Below are 20924 nucleotides of genomic sequence, written 5' to 3'. Positions count from 1 at the left end.
AGTAGCGTTTATCACGCTGCAGGCCAAGTCATTCGTGGTTTGTTGTGCGATGAAGGTCTCTGACTGCAAAGCCTGACCATTCAAAGTAGCGCGGCAGTATAGCACTTTTCGGGTGAGTCCCCGAGGGGAATTAACGGACGGGCGGCAAAGGCTGCCGAGGAGGAAGGATGCAGGAATCAATTGTGATCGGTGGCCATTTGCAGCAAAGCGGCCAACCCATTGAATTGCTGGCTAAATACGCTAACCGCCATGGTTTGATTGCCGGCGCGACCGGCACCGGCAAAACCGTTACGGTGCAGGGGCTGGTAGAGGGTTTTGCCCGATTAGGGGTGCCGGTTTTTGTCGCTGATGTCAAAGGGGACTTATCCGGGCTGGGGGCAGCAGGGCAGCCTCATGCCAAGGTGCAGCAACGGCTTGATCATATCGGACTGACGAATTTCGATTTTGCTGCTAATCACCTGGCCTGCTGGGATTTAGCGGGCCAGCAGGGTATTCAGGTACGGCTGAGCCTGTCCGAGCTGGGGCCACAGTTACTGTCGCGTTTGCTGGAATTGAATGATACCCAGGAGGGGGCCCTGACTCTGGCATTCCAATATGCCGATGACCAGGGGTTGCTAATGCTGGATCTGGCAGATTTGAAGACCACGTTGCAGTTTTTGGGTGAGCATCCAGAGGCGCTGGATCAGGGTTACGGACGGGTGGCCAAGGCCACTTTGGCGGCGATTTCCCGGCGCTTACTGGTACTGGAGCGAGAGGGGGCGGCGGCGCTATTTGGTGAGCCTGGCTTACAAATCCAGGATTTACTACGTCGTGACAGCCAAGGACGCGGCATGATTAATCTGTTAGCCGCGGATAGTCTGATCAATAAGCCGAGGTTGTACTCAACCTTTCTGCTGTGGCTATTAGCGGAGCTGTTCGAGACCCTGCCGGAGGTGGGGGATAAGGGTAAACCGGAGTTGGTATTCTTTTTTGATGAGGCCCATTTGTTGTTTCAGGATGCCCCTAAAGCTTTTCTGCAAAAGGTGGAGCAGGTCGTGCGCCTGATTCGCTCCAAGGGGGTGGGAATCTACTTTATCAGCCAAAGTCCGGCGGATATTCCCGACAGCATCTTGGCCCAACTGGGTAATCGGATTCAGCATGCATTGCGGGCTTATACCCCCAAAGAGCGTCAGGCAGTGAAGGTAGCGGCGCAGAGCTTCCGTGAAAATCCGGGGGTGAATTGTGAGGAGTTGATCAGCACCCTGGGGGTGGGGGAGGCCTTAGTGTCGATGTTGCAGGAGGGAGGTGTTCCTGCCCCCGTGCAACCCTGCTTAATGGCGCCGCCGCGTTCACGTATCGGCCCTTTGACTGCCGCTGAGCGTCAGCAATGGATCAACCAGGAGCCGCTGTTGGCACGTTATGCTCAGGCGGTAGACCCGCACTCTGCCCACGAGGAATTACAACGACGCATGCAGGCTCAGTCGATGCCGGAGAGGGTACAAAGCAAGGCCAGAGCAGGGCGTGCAGCGGGGCAAGCGAGCAGTAACCGTCAGGGAATCGCCGAGTCCTTTATGAAGAGTGTGGCCCGCTCCATTGGATCAAATTTAGGGCGGGCCTTGATTCGCGGCGTATTGGGTTCTTTACTTAAACGCTAATCAGTTGCACCTGCAGTTGCTTGTCGATACCACTGGGGTTGTTCTTCCGCATAAAGATGCCCGGCAAAATGCATGGGAGGTGGGGTATCCAGGGTGGCAATACGCAGGCGCAGGGCTTCAGGTTGGGCAGGGCGCCAGGCATAGAGGTGAGTGCCGCAGTGGCGGCAGAAGTAACGCCGTTTGCCGGGAGAAGACTCAAAGTAGCTGAGCAGCTCCTGGCCTTGATCCAGAACAAAATTTTGGCTGGCGATAGTTGCCCCAACGGAAAAAGCACTGGCATGTGCCCGGCGACAGGTGTCACAGTAGCAAAACTGATAGTTATCAGGTGTTTGCATGAGAGAGTAACGAATGCTGCCACAGAGGCAGCGGCCACGTATCGGGGTCATAGGGGCTCCGTTTGTTGTAGTGACCATTGAGGTAAGGTGATGATCAGGCTTCAGGTTAGTCTAAGTAGTCAATGGAGCAACATTCTCCGGCTGGGAGTAGCCATCTGTTTAGTGGGGGCCTCCTTTGCTGTAGGGGCGAAGGAGTGTAGCCGCATTATCGCTACGGGGAATGCGGAGTATCCACCGATTCTGTACCGCAATGCTAATCACCCAGGCTTTTTGACTGGAATTAGTGTGGATTTGTTGCGTGAGGCGGTGACACCACTTGGCCAGGAGCTGGTGGTGCGTGATCGTGGCTCCTGGGCACGGGCCCAATATGAGGCGGAGAGTGGCGCAGTGGACATGCTGGCCGGTGCCTTTATGACCGAACCCCGCAAAGCCTATATGGACTACATTGAGCCTGCTTTTATGCAGATCCCCAGCGTGATTTGGGTGCGCCAGGGCGAAACCTTTAATTATCAGCAATGGTCAGACTTGCAGGGGCGCCGGGGCGGTACTCTGATTAATAACAGTTTTGGTGAAGACTTCGATCGCTATGCTCGTGAGCATCTAGCGATTGAAGAGGTGGGCAGCATTGAAACAGCCTTTGCCAAGCTGGAAATGGGGCGCACGGACTATGTGATTTACGAACTCTATCAAGCATTACCGCTGCTTGAGCAGGCTGATTTTAAAGGGAAGTTCGAGCCACTGAGTAAGCCGGTGTCGATTGAAAACCTCTATTTTACGGTTTCGAAAAAGTCCGAATGTAACTCCCCCGCCTGGCGCCAACAGCTGTCGGAACAGGTGCAGAAATTAGTGGAGCAACAGCGGCCAGCCTCCATGCTGTCCGACTATTCCTGGATGTAAACTAAGGATTGGCGTTAACGCTGGTTGAAACTTTCCGCTAAGCGACCATTGGCGCCCATCGCCTCGGCAATCAGGCTGAGGCGTTGATCCAGGCGGGCGACATCGTGACGGTTAGACCCCGCCAGTTCACTCAGTGAACCGAGGGTGTGGGAAATATCCTGACAGGCGCTCCCTTGTTGCTCCGTCGCACTGGCAGTGGAGCCAATATGGGCGGCCATGTGTTCCAGGGCTTCCAACATTAGCTGTAAGTCTTCATCAAGTTTGGCGCTATGGGCGAGGGCTTGCTCCAGGCTGTTATGCCCGGCTTGCATTTGCGCTACGGTTGACTCGGTATTGTCGTTAACGGCCGCAATGGCCTGATGGATTTCTTCTGTTGCGCCCTGGGTACGCTGGGCCAGTTTGCGTACTTCATCCGCCACCACGGCAAAACCTCTTCCCTGATCCCCTGCCCGTGCCGCTTCAATGGCGGCATTTAGTGCTAGTAGGTTGGTTTGTTCGGCAATTTCGATAATCAGATTGAGCAGTTGGCTGATTTGCTCATTGCTGTTGCGCAGTGAGTGAATGCTCTGGCGGGAGGCTTGCAGGTTGCGATTAAGCGTGCTGATCGCTTGGCTGAGGGTGTGCATTTGGCCTCGCCCCTGTTGGCTCAGGTGTTGTACCTGGCTGGCTTGCTCCTGAATATGGCTGGCCTGCTCGGCAATATGGGCAATGGCTTCGTTGAGTTGCGAGATAGCGAGGCTGATTTGTTCGGTATGTTGGTGCTGGGTATGGATACGATCGTGTAAGTTGCGGGTGTCCTCCAAGCCTTGCACCCCTTGCTGATGTAAGCGGCTGGATTCATTGGCTAAGCGGGCCGCCATGGCCAGGCGTTGTAAATGTTGGGAGCCGAGTAGGTAGTCTAAACGGCCAACCAGGTCTTGCTGGCCGCTGTAGAGGTAACTCATGAGTTCAGCACTTTTTTGTTGGGGTTGGCGACGGACTAAACGCTGTAGTCGACGGTGAAAATGGCATAAATAGGCCAAGGCGCCCCCACCTAGCATGAGGTTAAGCAGCAGCACCAGCCAGGGGGTGGGCTGTAGCTGACTGAGGGCCAGGCTGCTGAACAGGGTCAGTCCCACTCCCCAGAGGGCCAGTGTCGGACTCAACCAGGTCGGCGGCAGGGGGCGTTGGCCTTGATGGAGGCGTTGATAGACACGCTCTGCCCGCTTCACTGCATTCGCATCGGCGGCGATACGGACAGACTGATACTCCAGCGTTTGTCCCTGAGGATCGACAATGGGGGTGACAAATGCATCGACCCAGTAGTAATCGCCATTTTTACAGCGGTTTTTCACCAGGCCTCGCCAGTTTTGCTGTTGTTTGAGGTGATCCCAGAGGTCAGCGAAGGCGGCGCTAGGCATATCAGGGTGGCGCACAATATTGTGCGCCTGACCGAGCAATTCTGCTTGGGAGTAGCCACTGATGCGTTCAAAGTCGGGATTGGTGTAGGTGATTCTGCCTTTGCTGTCGGTAGTAGAGAGAATACGGTCTGTCGGGCTAACGCTAACGGCTTGATCGGTGACGGGTTGATTAACCTTCATGGGGCGTCCTTGGCACTCAGTTAGCACTATTGATGCTAATTGCGGTGGGTAGAGTTGAGCGGTGGCTCCAGGTCGCTCACAGACTGAACGCGTGTCAGTTTACGCCGTCACTAGGGGGAAGGGTTGCGCTGGATCAAAGGCCTGGGTCTCAGGGGGTGGAGGTCATAGAACCGTCATATTAGTGCGATGAATATTAGTGCGATGATAGTGGTCAAGATGAGCTTTGCTAATGATAGCGAAGGACTATCTGACAGGATTTAGCCCGAACGGCTATCCCGCAGTAGGCGCAGAAAAGCTGCCGGGGGCATGGGGCGTGCCAGCCAGTAACCTTGGTAGCCATGACAGCCGAGCTGTTGCAGCAGTTCGAATTGGGCTTGGTTTTCTACCCCTTCTGCCAGGGCCTGCATTCCCAGGTTATTGGCCAGTTGGATACTGGCGCGGGCAATGGCCACGCTAGCGCTATCCTGGGGCAGATCCTGCACGAAACTCCGGTCAATTTTCAGGTGTTTTAACGGCAAGCGCTTGAGATAGGCAAGGGAGGAAAAACCGGTGCCAAAGTCGTCCAGATCCAGTTCTACCCCTAATTGGCAGAGGGCATGCATGATTTGTTGGGCCTGCTGCAGATCACTGATGAGCAGGTTTTCTGTAATCTCCAGGCGCAGTAAGGCAGGGGCGAGCTGATAGCGTTGTAAGAGTTTGTCTACCCGCTCAGCAAAGTCTGGTTGCATAAACTGACGGGTACTGACGTTGATACTGAGTTGGAAGCCGCTGGGCAAGTCGGCTTGCCATTGTTTGAGCAGCTGGCAGCTGTACTCCAATACCCAGGCATCAATTTGCAGAATCAGGTCACTGTGCTCCGCCAGGGCAATAAAGTGGCTGGTACTGACGTCGCTGCGCTCGGGCCAGCGGAGCAGGACTTCCGCACCGATTAGGCGCCGCGCGCCATTATACTGTGGTTGGACATGCAGGCTGAGTTGGTGGTCTTGCAGCGCCAAATGCAGGGCGCGTTCGAGCTCGGTATCAGCGGCCAGCTTCTCTTGCATGGGGGTAGAGAATAAGCAATAGCGGTCACGACCTGCATGTTTGGCTTCATAGAGGGCGATATCAGCTTGTTTAATCAGCTCATCAGCGCTGTGTTCACTACTATTAAACAGGCAGACCCCTAAGCTTGCGCTGATGCGGAACTCATTCTCCCCCAGGGTAAAGGGCGTACGTCCCTGTACCAGGATTTTCATCGCCACCTTCTGTACTTGTAGCCACGCTTGGTCTGGGTGGTCACTGAGTTCTTCCAGCAGCACTACAAACTCATCGCCCCCCATACGGGCAACGGTGTCTTCCCGGCGGACACAGTGGCTTAGGCGTTGGGCCATTTGACCGAGCAGGGCATCCCCTTTGTCATGGCCTTGGGTGTCGTTAATCAGTTTGAAGTGATCTAAATCCAGCAGGATTAAGGCGCCATATTGAGGGCGGCGGTTACGGCGTTGCAAAGCATGTTGCAGGCGTTCGCTGAGTAAGCGGCGGTTAGGCAGGTGAGTCAGGGGGTCGTAGAAGGCCAGTTGGTGAATACGGGCTTCCTGGGCCTTGCGTTGGGTAATATCGGTAAAGGAGCCAATATAGTTGAGGACGGCACCCTGTTCATCGGTGACGCTACGGATCATCAGCCACTCTGGGTAGATCTCGCCATTTTTTTTACGATTCCAGATTTCCCCTTCCCAGAAACCGGTGCTGTTAAGGCTTTCCTGCATGGCCAAGTAGAAGCTGGCATCGTGCCGGCCAGACTTCAGAATGGCAGGGGTATAGCCCTCTACATCTTGCTGGCGATAACCGGTGATGCTGGTAAAGGTTTGATTGACCCGCAGGATACGCTGCGCAGCATCGGTAATCATTAAGCCTTCTTGAATATCGAAGGCTTTGGCGGCAATGCGAATTTCCTGCTCGGCTCGCTTTTGGGCGCTGATATCCTGCATGACCCCGATATGGTGGCTGGCCTCTCCATCGGTTGTCAGGGTGGAAATAGAACAGGCGATGGATAGCAGCTCTCCTTCACGACGTCGGTTAACAAACTCACCGTGCCAGGTTTCCCCTTTATGTAAATGTTCATCAAGGTCATGAAAGGTCTGTGCGGGGGTTTGTTCTGACTTTAGTAGGCTAGGGCTGTGGCCCAGCACTTCAGTGGGGGCATAACCAAAGAGTTCACTAAAGGCTTGATTGATATAAACGATGCGGCGTTGACGATCAGTGATCACGACCGCATTGGGGGATTGGTCGAGAGCGCGGTTAAGCAGGCGCAATTGTTGTTGTACTGCTAGGCGCTGCTTGATGTCCAAGGCAAAGAAAACAGCCAAAATCACCGTAGCTAGAATCAACAGACTCAAAATAAGTAACAGCACCCAGGTTTCTGCTAGCCAGGAGCGCAGATGGTCACTGAGGGATTCTTCTGCAATTAACACTAAAGGTGCACGGGGGGAGAGGCGCAGTTGGGCAAAACTGCTGGGCAGTCCTAGTGTCTGTTGGCTAAAACGTTGTTCTTCGGCTCCGGACAGGAGCAATTGTTGGCGCCATTGATGCCAGCGGTTGAGGCGCTCGTCATCAGTGGTAGTGAAGCCCGGCAGCAGGCTGTATTGATGGCTCAGGGTAAAGAGACCTACCTGCTCAGAGCTGAGTCCAGCCTCGCGGATGAGGTCCTGCAAGGATTCGGCGCTTAAGGCCAATATTAACTGCAGATTACCTTGCTTAGGGGCCTGGCCCAGAGGGTAAAGCAAAGGGATTAAATAGCGTGGTTGGGGGCCTGCATCGGCCTCCGCTAAGGGGAGGTAGCGGCTGTTGATTAAGGGGCCAATATCAAGGCGAATACGACGAGGATTGACGGCGCTGCTATTAGGCTCAGGAATGCCCAGGGCATTGAAGTCCAGCAACTGGCCGCGATCACTGTCACCCAGGCTGCTGGCAAGAATGCGTTGATTTTGGCTGAGCACCAACTGACGGATATGAGGGGTGTAGGCGGTGCTTTGCTGGAGTCGGCGTTCCAGTGCCTCGGTATGGGCGCGGGCATCCAGCGCGGGCAAAAGTTGATCACTGAGGGCGCGCATGCTGACATCAAGGCTTTCCAGCATATGAGTAATGCTGCCTTCGGCGGTGCGCAGTTGGGTTTGCAGGGTCTCTTGGCGTTGCAGACTGTATTGCCAGAAGTTAATAAGCAGCAGGGTGATCAAGACCAAGGAGCAGGTGCTGATAAGTAAAATAATCAGTAATCGATTCAGACTGACAGTGGTGGGCATCGCCTGCTTACTTCAATGAATGCATTCTCTGGCTTTGGCCAGTACAACGAACAGGGCATACATTAGGCTGCACTCTTCCGTTCAGTAGCTGTTATTGCTCAATCGCCATTTCCGCTAACGCGTCAGTATTTTTTACTGCTGCAACCTACCGCAATAAACAGTGCAAGGGCTAGTTTAAGCCATTGACCAATTCAAACCCTGGGGTAGATCAATGGAAGCGGCTCTTGTGGCTGCATAATAGCCTGTCTGCCTTTCCCCATCGGCTATCCCTTAGGAGTATCGGTTATGCCTAACTTGCTTAAACCCAGTGTTGCCTGGTTGGTAGTCTGGATGCTGAGTTTAACTCTATGGGGAGTTGATAGAGCGGCGGCGGACGTATTGCAACAGGTTCAGGCACGTGGGCAGCTCAATGTGTGCATTTGGCCGGATTATTTCGCTATCAGCTACCGTAACCCTCGTACCCAGGTGCTGGAAGGTTTGGATATCGACATGGCTGAAGCACTGGCTGCTAGCCTGCAAGTTAAGCTGAATTTCGTTGACAGCAGCTTTACTCAGTTGATCAGTAATCTGACGGAAGGGCACTGTGATGTGGCGATGCACGGTGTTGGCGTGCGGGCAGATCGTACGCAGTATCTCGATTTTAGCCAGCCGTATCTGCGCAGTGGCATCTATGCGGTGATGAATAAAAACACCCGTTTTATTCGACGCTGGCAGGATATTGACCAGCCAGGCAATGTCGTGGTGGTGATGGCGGGCACCTATATGGAGCCAGTGATGCGGGAACAGCTTAAACAGGCCACGCTGCGTACCGTCGATAGCTTTAAGGCGCGTGAAGAAGAGGTGATGAGTGGCCGGGCAGATGTCTTGATGACGGATTACCCCTATGGCAAACGCATGGCGAGTTTGACCTCTTGGGCGCAACTATTGGCCCCACCCCAGGCCTTGGCACCAACTGATTATGCCTACGCCGTTAAAAAAGGTGAGCAGGGCATGCTGGCGGTGCTGAATCGTTTCCTGCAGCAGGTTCAAGCAGACGGGCGCTTGCAAGCGGCGGCACAGCGTGCCGGGCTGACAGCTATTTTGCTGCAATAAGGTTCTGTTGCATGGGCGTCTGTACGATTGGCTTGGCTATTTCGTGTGGCTGTGGAGGGGCCAAGCTTAGGATGTTGGGCTAAAACAGACTGAACTGCTGGTTAGGCGGCTGAAACAGATCGGTGCGCAAAGGCGGTGCGGCCTGTTCATTCAGGCCATAGCGTTTACAGGCCAGACGAAAACGCTGGGCCAGTAACTCGGCAAATTTGCCCTGGCCCCGCATGCGTTGACCAAAGCGGGCATCGTAGTCTTTACCGTCGCGGCTTTGTTGTACCAGGCTCATCACATGCTGAGCGCGCTGTGGATAATGCTGCTGTAGCCAATCACGAAATAAAGGCGCTACTTCCAAGGGTAAGCGCAGCAGAATATAGCCTGCCCACTTGGCACCGGCATTGGCCGCTGCAGCTAATAACTGCTCTAGTTCATGCTCGTTTAAAGCTGGAATCACCGGTGCCAGCATCACCCCCACCGGTACCCCGGCCTGACTGAGGCGCTCTATCACTTTCAGACGGGCGCTGACGGTGGCGGCACGGGGCTCTAAACGCTGGCGCAGATCCTCATCCAAGGTGGTCAGGCTGATACGCACACTGGCTAACTCCTGTGCAGCCAGGGCTTGCCAGAGGGATAGATCACGTAGAATTAAGGCGCCCTTAGTGACCAGACCGACCGGATGACGATAATCCAACAATACTTCGAGGAGTTGCCGGGTGGTTTGCAACCGGCTTTCCAGCGGTTGATAGGCATCGGTATTGGCACCCAAGGCCAGGGGCTCGACCTGATATTTGGGATCCTGCAGAGTATTTTTGAGTACCTCAACGGCGTTGCTTTTGGCAATCAGGCGGGTTTCAAAGTCCAGGCCTGGCGATAAATCCCAGTAAGCATGAGAGGGCCGGGCAAAGCAGTAGATGCAGCCATGTTCACAACCACGGTAGGGGTTAAGGGTGGTGTGGAAGGGCAGGTCGGGGGAGTCATTATGGCTGAGGATGGTTTTTACTCGTTCCTGCTGTACCTGAGTGTGCGGATGAGAGTCCGCTACCAGCAGTTGCCAGCCATCGTCCTCCCGTTCGCTATGATGTTTGGCAAAACGGTTGGGCAGATTATTCAAGGCGCCACGATGGGGGTGTGCTTGGGCTAATAACCAGTCCGGATCAGACATAGGGCACCTAGTGTTCAGATAGGTAGAATGCTGTATATATGAACAGTATTTTAGGCAGAAAGATCAACCTGTAAAGGAAAAAGTTGACTAAACTTCTTACCTTTAGGTAAAAATCTAACCGTGTGGTCTGAAAGTGCTTGGCAACCAGCTTAAGACTGGGTAATCTAGGCCGCTCCGGTGGTGCCTGCCAGGGGAGAGATCGTTGTATTGCGGCAGGTGCCTACCGGTGTTTTACTGCACTAAGGTTGACGGTTCTAGAGCATCCTAAGCAGGACTCACCTGGATCTCTGTTCTCTGGCGGCGTATTCTTGCCCGCCCCTGCCTGATCACTTCGGTTATCCATCATACGAACAACAAGGTGCAATATGGCCGTGGAACTCACCCCCGCTGTTTTTGCCTCTATGAAGTCATTGGCGCAAACCGCCGCCAGCCGTGCATATATTCCCTATAGCCGCTTTCCGGTGGGAGCCGCGCTGCAACTCAAAGATGGCACCCTGATTCCGGGCTGTAACGTTGAAAACGTATCCTATGGCCTATCCAACTGCGCTGAGCGTACGGCGATTTATGCTGCGCTGGCCCAGGGCTATCAAGCCAAAGACTTTGCCAATCTACTGATCTATATGCCGGGTGGTCGGCTATATTCCCCCTGTGGCGCTTGTCGCCAGGTGATTGCCGAGTTTTTTGCCGCTGAGGCAGAAGTGATCGCCACCTGCGATACTGAGCAGCAACAGCGCTGGCAGGTGGCCGAGTTATTACCCGCTTCTTTCCAGTTTGCTCCCGCGCAGGAGATACCTTCATGAATGCATTGCAACAGGCTGCCCGTCAGGCACTTAGCATGATGGATTTAACCACCCTCAATAGCACCGATACCCCGGCCAAGGTGGCGGCACTCTGTGCCTCAGCCAACACTGCCTTTGGGGCGCCGGCGGCGATCTGTGTTTATCCCGAATTGATTGTCAGCGCCCGTCAGGCGCTTGATGCGCAGGGGTTAACCCAGGTTAAAGTCGCCACCGTGACTAACTTCCCTGATGGCAGTGAAGATTTGGCGCGAGCGGTGCGTGAAACCGAACGCGCGGTAGCCGCAGGGGCCGATGAAGTGGATGTGGTGTTCCCCTATCGCGCGTTGATGGCAGGCAATGCCGAGCTGGGAGCGGAGCTGGTGGCTGCCTGTAAACAGGCTTGTGGCAATCAGGCTCAGCTGAAGGTGATTATTGAAAGCGGTGAGCTGGCAACCCCTGCTCTAATCCGTCAGGCCAGCGAGATTTGTATTCAAGCGGGTGCGGACTTTATCAAGACTTCAACCGGTAAAGTGCCTGTGAATGCCACCCTGGAAGCGGCAGAGATTATGCTCAGCGCCATTCGTGATAGTGGCAAAGCCTGTGGCTTTAAAGCCGCGGGTGGCGTGCGCAGTGCAGCAGAGGCGCAAGCCTACCTGCAGTTGGCTGCCGATATTCTGGGGCAGGAGTGGGTGACCCCGGCCCATTTTCGCTTCGGTGCGAGCAGCCTGTTAGGTAGCTTGGTGGCAACGCTTGAAGGCAAAGATAGCGTCACCGCTCAGGGATACTAAGGAGCCATTATGTTTTTACCTCAAGAAATTATTCGGGCTAAACGCGATGGCAAGGCCCTGTCCAAGGCGCAAATCGACTTTTTTGTTGACGGTATTCGCAATGAAAGCGTGACCGAAGGGCAGATTGCTGCGCTGGCAATGGCAGTGTATTTCCAGGGGATGAGCATGGATGAGCGTATTGCCCTGACCCAGGCTATGCGTGATTCTGGCGAGGTGCTGGAATGGGCCAGTCTCAACCTCAATGGCCCGGTACTGGATAAGCACTCCACCGGTGGGGTGGGGGATGTGGTCAGCCTGATGTTAGGGCCAATGGTCGCTGCCTGTGGTGGTTATGTACCGATGATTTCTGGCCGAGGTCTCGGTCATACCGGCGGTACGCTGGATAAGTTTGATGCGATTCCCGGTTATAACACGGCCCCGGATAACACCCTGTTCCGCCAGGTGGTGAAGGAAGTGGGGGTGGCCATTATCGGTCAAACCGGCAACCTGGCCCCGGCGGATAAGCGCTTTTATGCCACCCGTGATGTGACCTCAACGGTTGAATCTGTGCCGTTGATCACCGCTTCCATTCTGTCGAAGAAGCTGGCGGCTGGTTTGCAAGGCCTGGCATTGGACGTTAAAGCCGGTAGCGGTGCTTTTATGCCCAGCTACGAGCTGTCCAAAGAGCTGGCGCAAAGCCTGGTGACGGTGGCCAATGGTGCCGGGGTGAAAACCTCTGCCCTGATTACCGATATGAGCCAGGTTTTAGCCTGGTCAGCGGGCAATGCGGTGGAAGTGCGTGAGGCGGTACGTTACCTGCGCGGTGACGAGCGTAATCCGCGCCTGCATGAGGTCACCATGGCACTCTGTGCCGAAATGCTGATGCTTGGCGGCTTGGCAGAGAACGAAGCCGCCGCCAGAGATAAACTACAGCAGGCGCTGGATTCCGGCCGCGCCGCAGAAGCCTTTGCGCGGATGGTTAGCACCTTGGGTGGCCCGCTGGACTTTATCGAGCGCTATGATGTCCACCTGGCTCAGGCGGCCATCGTTAAGCCTGTCTATGCTCAGCAAGCAGGCGTGGTTACGCAGATGAATACCCGTGAGCTGGGCCTCGCCGTGGTGGCACTGGGAGGCGGACGGCGTCGGGCGGATGACAAACTGGATTACTCAGTAGGGCTAACCGAAATCATTGCTCTGGGTGAGTCTGTTGATAACCAACGTCCGCTGGCCATGATTCATGCCCGTACTGAGGCCGATTGGCAGGAAGCGGCTGCCCAGGTACAGGCTGCGATCAGTCTGGGTGAGCAGGCGCCGGCGGCCCTGCCTGCCGTGTATGAACGTATTGCCCCCTAAGGAGACAACCATGGCCCGTGCAATCATTCTGGTGCTCGACTCCTTTGGCATTGGCGCTACTGCTGATGCCGAGCGTTTTGGCGATGTAGGCGCCGATACCTTCGGCCATATTGCCGAGCGTTGTGCCCAGGGATTGGCCGAGCGGGGACGGACCGGCCCCTTGCAGATTCCCCATCTGTTGAGCCTGGGGTTGGGTAAAGCCAGCGCAGGCTCGACGGGGCGCTATCCACAGGGTTTGCCCGAGGTGGAGATAAAAGGAGCTTACGGTTGGGCGGAGGAGCTGTCCTCCGGTAAGGATACCCCCTCTGGTCACTGGGAGCTGGCCGGGGTGCCGGTACTCTTTGACTGGGGCTACTTTCACGCCAAGAGCGAGTCCTTCCCACAAAGCCTGCTGGACGAACTGGTGCAGCGCGCACAACTGCCCGGTTACCTGGGTAACTGCCATGCCTCAGGTACGGAAATCCTCGAGCGTTTGGGGGAGGAGCATATGCGCACGGGTAAGCCGATTTTTTATACCTCGGCGGACTCAGTGTTCCAGATTGCCTGCCATGAACAAAGCTTTGGCTTAGAGCGCCTGTATGCTCTGTGTGAATTGGCGCGTGAGCTGCTTGACCCCCTCAATATTGGCCGGGTGATTGCCCGCCCCTTTGTTGGTGAGGATGCGGCCAGCTTCCAGCGTACAGGCAACCGTCGTGACTACTCCGTTCTCCCCCCCTCGGCAACGGTGCTGGACAAACTGGTGGCCGCCGGTGGTGAGGTAGTGAGTATCGGTAAAATCGCCGATATCTATGCCCACCAGGGGATTACCCAGAAGATCAAGGCAACCGGACTTGAGGCCTTGATTGATGCCACCCTGACGCAAATGGATGAGCAGGCGGATAACAGCATCATCTTCACGAATCTGGTCGACTTTGATTCCAGCTATGGGCATCGTCGTGATGTGGCCGGTTATGCTGCGGCGCTGGAGTACTTTGATCAGCGTTTGCCGCAGATTATGGCTAAACTGCGCCCTGAGGATGTATTGATTCTGTCGGCGGATCACGGCTGTGATCCTACCTGGCCTGGCTCCGATCATACCCGTGAGCATGTGCCGGTGTTGGTCTATGGCCAGCAGGTACAAGCTGGCAGCCTTGGTTTAAGGCGCAGTTTCGCCGATGTGGGTCAGAGTCTGGCGACCCTGTTTAAGTTAGAACCCATGCAATATGGCGAGTCCTTTTTCTAACTCGCTGCAGCCCTGAATAAAGAGAGACACAGATGGCTACTCCCCATATTAATGCGCCTGCTGGTGCCTTTGCCGAAACCTGCCTGTTTCCTGGTGACCCTTTGCGGGCCAAGTATATTGCGGAAAACTTCCTTGAGCAGGCTGAGTTGGTCACCGATGTACGCAATATGTTTGGCTACACCGGCTACTACAAGGGTAAGCGGATTTCGGTGATGGGTTCCGGCATGGGCATTCCTTCCTGCTCGATTTACGCCAAGGAGCTGATCACCGAATACGGCGTCAAAAACCTGGTACGGGTTGGTACCTGTGGTGCGATCAGCACCGATGTCAAAGTGCGGGATGTCATCATTGCCATGGGTGCCTGCACCGACTCCAACGTTAACCGTACCCGCTTCAAGGGCTATGACTTTGCCGCTATCTGCAGCTATTCCTTGCTGCGCAAGGTGGCCGATGCCGCCGAAGCAGGCGGCCTGCCGGTGCGGATCGGTAATGTGTTCTCGGCGGACCTGTTCTACAGCCCCGATGCCAGCATGTTTGATGTGATGGAAAAACATGGAGTGTTGGGGGTGGAGATGGAAGCGGCAGGCCTTTACGGTGCCGCTGCAGAGTTTAATGCCAATGCCCTGGCCATTATGACGGTGTCCGATCATATCCGTACCGGCGAAGTGACCACCGCCGAAGAACGCCAGACCACTTTTAACGATATGTTGAAGCTTGCTCTGGATGCGCTGACGGCCTAATTCACTGCCGAATAAGCTAGCAAAGATGCCAAACCCCGCTCGCTGCGGGGTTTTTTTATATTGGTAATCTGGGCTTGCTTGAATGCCTTGGCGGGTGCAGCTACATAGCATGGAGGCAGAGCGCAGGAGCGAGCATGACAGCCAAGCAGATTTTACGTCTTTTTCACCTGATTACCTTGGTGTTGGCTCTAGTGTTAGCAGCGATTGGTTTTTATCTTGATCGCTTAAATAACAGTCTTTATCAGCGTCAGGTGCGTGCGGAAGTGGCGGCGCAGTTGGCCAATCTTCGTGCCTCGTTAGAAGGGGCTATTCATGCAGATTTACAGACAGCACAGGGCATCGTAGCGGCCATCAGTGTCGAGCCTCAGATGAATCAAAGCCGTTACGCTCAATTTGCTGCGCCTTTATTTGCTGGTAATACCAGCTTGCGTGTTTTGAGTGCCGCCCCTGAGATGGTGATTCGGATGATCTATCCCTTGGAGAATAACCAGGGGGCATTAGGACTGGATCTGGGCGCACATCCACAACAGCGCCAAGCTGCATTAGCGGTCAAAAATAGTGGCCGAATGGTCGTAGCCGGGCCAGTGAACTTAGTGCAGGGCGGACAGGGCTTTATTGGTCGTATTCCAGTATTCCTTGATCAAGACGAGGAGCGATACTTTTGGGGGCTGGTCTCCGCGGTGATTGATGTCGAGCATCTGTATCAACGTGGTGGATTGCTGGATGCTGCACAGCGGATGCAAATTGCCTTACGCGGTCAGGATAGCCAGGGCTCCCAGGGCCAAGTGTTTTGGGGGCAAGAAACTTTGTTTGAACAAGAGCCAGAGCTACAGCGAGTCATATTACCTGGTGGTAGCTGGCAGTTAGCTGCGATACCACAGCAGGGCTGGCCAGTTCAGGCGCATAATGCTCGGTTAGTTCGCTCCGTTCTCGTCGGGGCTTGGTTGCTGATTATTTTGCCCTGTTTACTCTTATTGCGGGTCAGCAAACGCCAGCAGCAGCATGAAGAACGATTGGAAGGCTTTCTTAATTTGGTGCCGTTGGGGATTGCCCTGAGTGAATATCCCAGCGGCAAACTGATTTCCTGGAATCCTTATCTAGCAGAGCGTTTCGCTCAGTCTATGCCTGCTCATTTGCGCGATCTCTTTAATAGTCCTCTGCCTGAGCAGTTGCTTAACGCGGATCAGCCGCAAGAAATTTATCTAAAAGGTGAAAAACATCCTGTTTTACTCAGATCGACAGCCTATATCGGTAGCAGTGGCCAACAATACTTATGGACGGTTATTGAAAGTCTGAGTGAACGCCAAGCTTTGAAAACTCATCAACTACAGCTAGAGCAGGTCATTGCTAGTACTGGCGTAGGGATTTGGGATTGGCAAATTCAAACGGGTGAGTTGGATTTTAATCAGCGCTGGGCACAGAGCATGGGCTACAGCCTGGAAGATCTTCAGCCGTTAAGCATTGATACCTGGCGTGGGTTAGTGCATCCCGATGATTTGCCAGTGGCGGAAGATCAGGTGAGGCGTCGCTGGCTAGGGGAGTTGGAGATTTGCTCCTGTGAGTTACGGATGCGTCATAAGGATGGCGGCTGGGTCTGGATGCTGACTACCGGGCAGGTAGTCGAGTGGGATAGTGATGGTAAAGCAGTACGGATGGTTGGCACTCAGTTGGATATCAGCCAGCAGAAGCACAGGCAGGAACAATTACTCTTCCAGCAACGTATGTTGGAGGCCATGAGCCGGCAAATGCGTATTGGTGCCTGGGATCTGGATATGGCGAGTGGCAGGCTGAATTGGTCGGCAATGAATAAAGAGCTCCATGGCGTGGGGCCAGATTATCAGCCTAGCGAAGCCAAAGCCTTGGCGTTCTATAAGCCTGGCCGCAGCCGTGAGCAAATAAAAGCGGCGGTTGAACGGGCCAAGCAAGATGGTACCCCCTGGTACCTGGAGTTAGAAATGTTGACCAGTGATGGTCGTGAGCATTGGGTGGCCAGTCATGGTGAGGCGGAGATGCGCAATGGACGTTGCGTGCGTCTGTTTGGCTCATTCCAGGATATTGATGTGCGTAAGCGCACACAATTAGCTCATGAACAGGCGCTGCGGCATAACCGCACCTTGGCGCAGTTGACCTTGCATCCAGCGGTGATGAAAGGGGATTTGCAGGCGGCCAAAGCAGAGCTGACCAAACGTATCAGTGAGGCACTGCAGGTATGCCGGGTTAGTATTTGGCGCTTTAGTGAAAATGGTGAACAGCTCGCCTGTGTGAGTCTGTTTGATCAACAGCAGGGCCATAGCGGTGAAGGTCTGGTGCTGAATAAGCGTGAACATCCAGCTTATTTTCGTGCGATGTCGATGGATGCTCACCTCACCATTGATGACACCTTTAAACATCCAGCGACGCAAAGCTTTATTGATGGCTATCTAAAGCCCTATGGCATTAGCTCTATGCTGGATGCGGTGATTCCCACCGGACAAGGCATCGTCGGTGTGCTCTGTGCGGAGCATATAGGGCCTAAGCGGCAATGGCAGCAAAGTGAAGAAGCCTTTGTTATTGCCTCTGCTACCCTGATTGGCTCTATTTTCGCGGCGGAGCAGCGACGCCAGGTAGAAATGCAACTGATTGCAGCCAAAGAGCAAGCCGAACAGGCAGCTTTGGCGAAAAGCGAATTTCTCGCCACTATGAGCCATGAGATTCGTACCCCTCTGAATGGCGTGTTAGGCATGTTGAATCTGTTAACCCGCCAGGTTCGTGATCAAGAGGCCGTGCGTAAATTACAGATTGCACAAAATAGCGCGGACACCTTACTGGGACTGATTAATGACATTCTCGATTTTTCCAAGATAGATGCCGGTAAGCTGGAGCTTGAGGTATTGGAGTTTGATCTGGTTAAAGTGATTGAGGGAGTCTGTCAGACCATTGCCATTAAAGCTCAGCAAAAAGGATTGGAGCTGGTCATGGATGTCAGTGGGGTTAACATTAGCAGCGTCAAAGGAGATCCTGGGCGCCTGCGTCAGATTTGGCTGAACTTACTTGGCAATGCCCTGAAGTTTACTGAGCAAGGAGAGGTGTATCTGGGTTGTCGTCTCAGCCCCCAAGCGGGGGGATGGCGCTTGCATGGATGGGTAGAAGACAGCGGCATTGGTATTGCCAGCGAAAAGCAGCAGGGGCTGTTTGATCCTTTCACTCAGGTTGACGCATCCACCACCCGTGAGTATGGCGGGACAGGTCTGGGGTTGGCGATTTGTAAGCAGCTCTGTCAGCTCATGCAGGGGGATATTTGGGTTCATAGTCAGCCAGGGCAGGGGAGTCGTTTTGAGTTTGAGGTGTGTTTGGCCGCCAGTGAAAATGCTAACCAGCGCTACCCCACAGGGTTAGAGAGTATGCAAATCCTGGCAGTAGAGCCCCACCCTGTGCAGCGGCGTGTTTTGGAGCAACAATTGCAGAGCTGGGGAGCGCAACCTGTCTTTTTGGCAGATCTGGATACCTGTTTAGCCTATATGCAGGGGTTGGAGCCACAGCGACCATTGGTGTTGTTAGTGCATGAGCAGCAAGTGCGTGATGAGCATTCAGGAGTACAGCAGTGGCGTCAGTTGCACTGGCCTGCCGGTAAGTTAGGCGTAGTGATGGGCAATTGGCTTTCAGCAGAGCAGGATGAGCTCTGGTTGGCAATGACCCAGCCACTCAATCCTAGCCTGCTATACGATGCCCTGATTGCCTTGTTGACTGAAGGTGAAGATGGAGTAACGCGCTACGTGCAAGGGCAGTTGCAGCAGCAGGAGCATGTGCAGCTGAATTGGCCGCCTGGTACGCGCATTTTGTTGGTGGATGATAATGTCGTGAACCAGGAAGTTGCGCGTTTAATGTTACAAGAGCTGGGCTTGGTGGCGGATTTGGCCACCAATGGCTTGGAGGCTCTGCAAGCTTTGCAGCAGGCCACTCAGGATCCCTACTCATTGGTGCTGATGGATTGCCAGATGCCGGACATGGATGGCTATGAAGCTAGCCGACAAATCCGTGCCGGGGCAGGAGGGGAGCGTTATACCGCGTTGCCGATTATTGCCTTGACTGCCAATGCGATGAAAGGTGATCGGGAGAAGTGTTTGGCGGCGGGTATGAGTGATTACCTGAGCAAACCGCTACGTTTGCTACACCTGAAAGCCAAATTACAGCATTGGTTATTGGGTATACCGGGGGAGGAGTTTGCCACTCAGGATGAGTTGGAAGAGCAGCCTATCTCTACTCTAGAGGCCGCGGATACGACGGCTTTACCGACTTGGGATAATGCTGAGCTACTGCAGTTATTTGCCGATAGCCAAGGGGACTTGGAAGAAATCCTCAACCTGTTTTTAAGCCAGCGACAGCCTCGCTGGCAGCGTATGCAGGCTGCGCTAAAGAGCCAGGATTGGCGCCGTTTGCGTGAAGACGCGCACAGCTTGAAAGGCAGTGCCGGCCAATTAATGGCGCTGGCACTGCAACAGGCCGCAGCGGAGTTGGAACAAGCGATCAAGGCTGAGCAGTCTGATCAGGTGGAAGCGTTAATGCAGCGCTTACAGCGGGCTGATCAAGTCTTTGCCACTGAGATTGAGCAGTATTTACGCGCTCACACCGCCTGAGCCGCGGCCACCGCCGAGGCCCAGGCCCACTGGAAGTTGTATCCCCCCAGTTCACCGGTGACATCCACCACCTCACCAATAAAGTACAGTTGGGGCAGCGCATTGACCGCCATGGTTTTAGAGGACAGTGCACGGGTATCCACTCCGCCCAGGGTGACCTCGGCGGTGCGATAACCTTCGGTGCCGCCAGGCTTGATCTGCCAGCTATGCAGGCGTTCTGCTAACTCCTTTAAACGCTGATCGGAGTAGCTTTGTAATTCATGGCGGGCATCTAATTGCTCGGCCAGGGTTTGGCCTAGTCGTTTAGGGAGTAATTGGCTGAGCAGGGTGCTCAGCTGGGCGCGGGGATGTTGCTGGCGGCCAAGTTTGAATAGCTCAAAAGCACTCTGCCCTGGGAAAAAGTCGATACTGAGACTGTCGCCCGCTTCCCAATAGGTGGAGATTTGTAGCATCGCGGGGCCGCTGATACCTCGATGGGTAAAGAGCATTGGCTCGCGGAAACTTTTGCCGCGGCAATGGACTTCTACCTCGGTACTTAAACCGGATAGAGGGGCGTAGAGGGCCTTTTGCTCGGGTTGCAGGGTGAAAGGCACCAAGGCTGCACGCACCGGCAGTACCTCCAGACCAAACTGGCGGGCCAGATCATAACCAAAACCACTTGCCCCCATGGTGGGAATGGATAAACCGCCACTGGCCACCACCAGGGAGTCGCAGCTGTAACGTCCGCGCTGGCTATCCAGAATAAAGCGCTGACCGTCAAAGTGGACCTGTTCGATACTGGTTTGCAGCTGAATATCCACCCCAGCCCATTCGCATTCGGTCAGCAGAATCGCCAGGATGTCTTTGCTGGAATGATCGCAGAATAGTTGCCCTGGGCTTTTTTCGTGATATTCGAGGCCATGCCGATCCACCAGTTCGACGAAGTCCTGAGGACGGTAACGCTTCAAGGCGGAAATACAAAAGTGTGGATTGGCGGAGAGGTAATTTGCCGGAGTGGCATTGAGGTTAGTGAAGTTACAGCGCCCGCCACCGGACATCAGAATCTTGCGACCGGCCTGACGGGCGTGATCTAACACCCGTACCTGACGGCCCCGATAACCTGCATTGAGCGCGCACATCAGCCCGGCTGCGCCGGCGCCAATAATGATGACTTCACTGTGTTCAATTTTCATAGGGGGCTGACCTGATCGGCCTGAATACCTTGATCACTTTGCTTGAGGGTAAAGCGCACGCGCTGGTTTGCTCTCAGGGTGCGATGGCCTTCGCCAAGAATAGCGCTGTAATGGACGAACACTTCATCGTCGTCATCGTCACGCAGTATGAAACCGTAGCCTTTGCTGTCGTTAAACCATTTCACGCTGCCAGTTAGCCATACTGACATATCTTTTTCCTTTATTGAGACGAGGGAAAAGCTACAAGACCCGGGTGATCCGGGTCTTGGCTGGGTTAGATCGACCCTTGTGCCATGGAGGACAAGG

At 54.5% G+C, this 20924-nt stretch carries 15 protein-coding genes; 9 read left to right on the top strand and 6 right to left on the bottom strand.

Features of this window, described 5'->3' with window-relative positions:
* Positions 1-167: 167 nt before the first annotated feature.
* Complete coding sequence (locus tag Q334_RS0105770) at positions 168-1634, top strand: helicase HerA-like domain-containing protein (RefSeq protein ID WP_035460865.1); 1467 nt, start codon at positions 168-170, stop codon at positions 1632-1634.
* Here Q334_RS0105770 and Q334_RS18165 read toward each other — a convergent pair.
* Positions 1631-2020 carry a GFA family protein gene (locus tag Q334_RS18165; RefSeq protein WP_051527552.1) on the bottom strand — a complete coding sequence of 130 codons (390 nt, stop codon included), beginning with the start codon at positions 2018-2020 and terminating at the stop codon, positions 1631-1633. The two genes, Q334_RS0105770 and Q334_RS18165, sit on opposite strands and share 4 nt — an antisense overlap.
* 39 nt (positions 2021-2059) lie before the next feature.
* Here Q334_RS18165 and Q334_RS18160 point away from each other — a divergent pair, with 39 nt between their 5' ends.
* Positions 2060-2866, top strand: coding sequence for a substrate-binding periplasmic protein (locus Q334_RS18160; RefSeq protein ID WP_081414350.1), 807 nt, complete (start codon positions 2060-2062; stop codon positions 2864-2866).
* 14 nt (positions 2867-2880) lie between these two features.
* Here Q334_RS18160 and Q334_RS18155 read toward each other — a convergent pair whose 3' ends face one another.
* Complete coding sequence (locus tag Q334_RS18155; protein ID WP_051527550.1) at positions 2881-4446, bottom strand: methyl-accepting chemotaxis protein; 1566 nt, start codon at positions 4444-4446, stop codon at positions 2881-2883.
* Positions 4447-4703: 257 nt separating this feature from the next.
* Complete coding sequence (locus Q334_RS18150; protein ID WP_051527549.1) at positions 4704-7724, bottom strand: putative bifunctional diguanylate cyclase/phosphodiesterase; 3021 nt, start codon at positions 7722-7724, stop codon at positions 4704-4706.
* Positions 7725-8009: 285 nt separating this feature from the next.
* On the opposite strand from Q334_RS18150, the gene Q334_RS0105745 reads away from it, so the two are divergent.
* The gene (locus Q334_RS0105745; RefSeq protein ID WP_035460863.1) at positions 8010-8816 is read left to right on the top strand and encodes an ABC transporter substrate-binding protein; all 807 of its coding nucleotides are present in this window, start codon (positions 8010-8012) and stop codon (positions 8814-8816) included.
* Between the two features lie 79 nt (positions 8817-8895).
* On the opposite strand, the gene Q334_RS0105740 is transcribed toward Q334_RS0105745, so the two are convergent.
* Positions 8896-9972: a PA0069 family radical SAM protein gene (locus Q334_RS0105740; RefSeq protein WP_027312374.1), complete on the bottom strand. Its 1077-nt coding sequence runs from the start codon at positions 9970-9972 to the stop codon at positions 8896-8898.
* Positions 9973-10337: 365 nt separating this feature from the next.
* On the opposite strand from Q334_RS0105740, the gene Q334_RS0105735 reads away from it, so the two are divergent.
* From Q334_RS0105735 to Q334_RS19870, 6 genes are all read left to right on the top strand, one after another.
* Positions 10338-10772 (top strand): cytidine deaminase, encoded by a 435-nt coding sequence (locus Q334_RS0105735; RefSeq protein WP_169735595.1) that lies wholly within the window; start codon positions 10338-10340, stop codon positions 10770-10772.
* Positions 10769-11539 carry a deoxyribose-phosphate aldolase gene (deoC, locus tag Q334_RS0105730; RefSeq protein ID WP_027312372.1) on the top strand — a complete coding sequence of 257 codons (771 nt, stop codon included), beginning with the start codon at positions 10769-10771 and terminating at the stop codon, positions 11537-11539. Before Q334_RS0105735 ends, deoC begins: the two co-directional genes overlap by 4 nt.
* A 9-nt stretch (positions 11540-11548) precedes the next feature.
* Complete coding sequence (gene deoA, locus Q334_RS0105725; protein ID WP_027312371.1) at positions 11549-12871, top strand: thymidine phosphorylase; 1323 nt, start codon at positions 11549-11551, stop codon at positions 12869-12871.
* Between the two features lie 10 nt (positions 12872-12881).
* On the top strand, positions 12882-14093 hold the full coding sequence (locus Q334_RS0105720) for a phosphopentomutase (protein WP_027312370.1): 1212 nt from the start codon (positions 12882-12884) through the stop codon (positions 14091-14093).
* Between the two features lie 32 nt (positions 14094-14125).
* On the top strand, positions 14126-14833 hold the full coding sequence (gene deoD / locus Q334_RS0105715; RefSeq protein WP_027312369.1) for a purine-nucleoside phosphorylase: 708 nt from the start codon (positions 14126-14128) through the stop codon (positions 14831-14833).
* 134 nt (positions 14834-14967) lie between these two features.
* Complete coding sequence (locus Q334_RS19870) at positions 14968-19446, top strand: PAS domain-containing protein (protein ID WP_051527548.1); 4479 nt, start codon at positions 14968-14970, stop codon at positions 19444-19446.
* On the opposite strand, the gene Q334_RS0105705 is transcribed toward Q334_RS19870, so the two are convergent.
* Both Q334_RS0105705 and Q334_RS0105700 read right to left on the bottom strand, forming a co-directional pair.
* The gene (locus Q334_RS0105705) at positions 19434-20618 is read right to left on the bottom strand and encodes a BaiN/RdsA family NAD(P)/FAD-dependent oxidoreductase (RefSeq protein ID WP_027312368.1); all 1185 of its coding nucleotides are present in this window, start codon (positions 20616-20618) and stop codon (positions 19434-19436) included. The two genes, Q334_RS19870 and Q334_RS0105705, sit on opposite strands and share 13 nt — an antisense overlap.
* Entirely contained in the window at positions 20615-20827 is a 213-nt protein-coding gene (locus Q334_RS0105700) for a cold-shock protein (RefSeq protein ID WP_027312367.1), read from the bottom strand. Before Q334_RS0105700 ends, Q334_RS0105705 begins: the two co-directional genes overlap by 4 nt.
* Positions 20828-20924: the final 97 nt, after the last annotated feature.

The sequence above is a fragment of the Balneatrix alpica DSM 16621 genome (assembly GCF_000619885.1).
Classification (GTDB): domain Bacteria; phylum Pseudomonadota; class Gammaproteobacteria; order Pseudomonadales; family Balneatricaceae; genus Balneatrix; species Balneatrix alpica.
Note: the sequence above shows the minus strand (reverse complement) of the source record. Positions and strands in the feature narration are given on the sequence as shown.

Excerpts from the sequence above, each read along its gene's own strand:
- Q334_RS18165 (WP_051527552.1), bottom strand. The coding sequence starts at position 2,020 with ATGACCCCGATACGTGGCCGCTGCCTCTGTGGCAGCATTCGTTACTCT.
- Q334_RS0105770 (WP_035460865.1), top strand. The coding sequence starts at position 168 with ATGCAGGAATCAATTGTGATCGGTGGCCATTTGCAGCAAAGCGGCCAA.
- deoC (WP_027312372.1), top strand. The coding sequence starts at position 10,769 with ATGAATGCATTGCAACAGGCTGCCCGTCAGGCACTTAGCATGATGGAT.
- Q334_RS0105740 (WP_027312374.1), bottom strand. The coding sequence starts at position 9,972 with ATGTCTGATCCGGACTGGTTATTAGCCCAAGCACACCCCCATCGTGGC.
- Q334_RS18160 (WP_081414350.1), top strand. The coding sequence starts at position 2,060 with ATGATCAGGCTTCAGGTTAGTCTAAGTAGTCAATGGAGCAACATTCTC.
- Q334_RS19870 (WP_051527548.1), top strand. The coding sequence starts at position 14,968 with ATGACAGCCAAGCAGATTTTACGTCTTTTTCACCTGATTACCTTGGTG.
- Q334_RS18150 (WP_051527549.1), bottom strand. The coding sequence starts at position 7,724 with ATGCCCACCACTGTCAGTCTGAATCGATTACTGATTATTTTACTTATC.
- Q334_RS0105745 (WP_035460863.1), top strand. The coding sequence starts at position 8,010 with ATGCCTAACTTGCTTAAACCCAGTGTTGCCTGGTTGGTAGTCTGGATG.
- Q334_RS0105735 (WP_169735595.1), top strand. The coding sequence starts at position 10,338 with ATGGCCGTGGAACTCACCCCCGCTGTTTTTGCCTCTATGAAGTCATTG.
- Q334_RS18155 (WP_051527550.1), bottom strand. The coding sequence starts at position 4,446 with ATGAAGGTTAATCAACCCGTCACCGATCAAGCCGTTAGCGTTAGCCCG.
- deoA (WP_027312371.1), top strand. The coding sequence starts at position 11,549 with ATGTTTTTACCTCAAGAAATTATTCGGGCTAAACGCGATGGCAAGGCC.
- Q334_RS0105705 (WP_027312368.1), bottom strand. The coding sequence starts at position 20,618 with ATGAAAATTGAACACAGTGAAGTCATCATTATTGGCGCCGGCGCAGCC.
- Q334_RS0105720 (WP_027312370.1), top strand. The coding sequence starts at position 12,882 with ATGGCCCGTGCAATCATTCTGGTGCTCGACTCCTTTGGCATTGGCGCT.
- deoD (WP_027312369.1), top strand. The coding sequence starts at position 14,126 with ATGGCTACTCCCCATATTAATGCGCCTGCTGGTGCCTTTGCCGAAACC.
- Q334_RS0105700 (WP_027312367.1), bottom strand. The coding sequence starts at position 20,827 with ATGTCAGTATGGCTAACTGGCAGCGTGAAATGGTTTAACGACAGCAAA.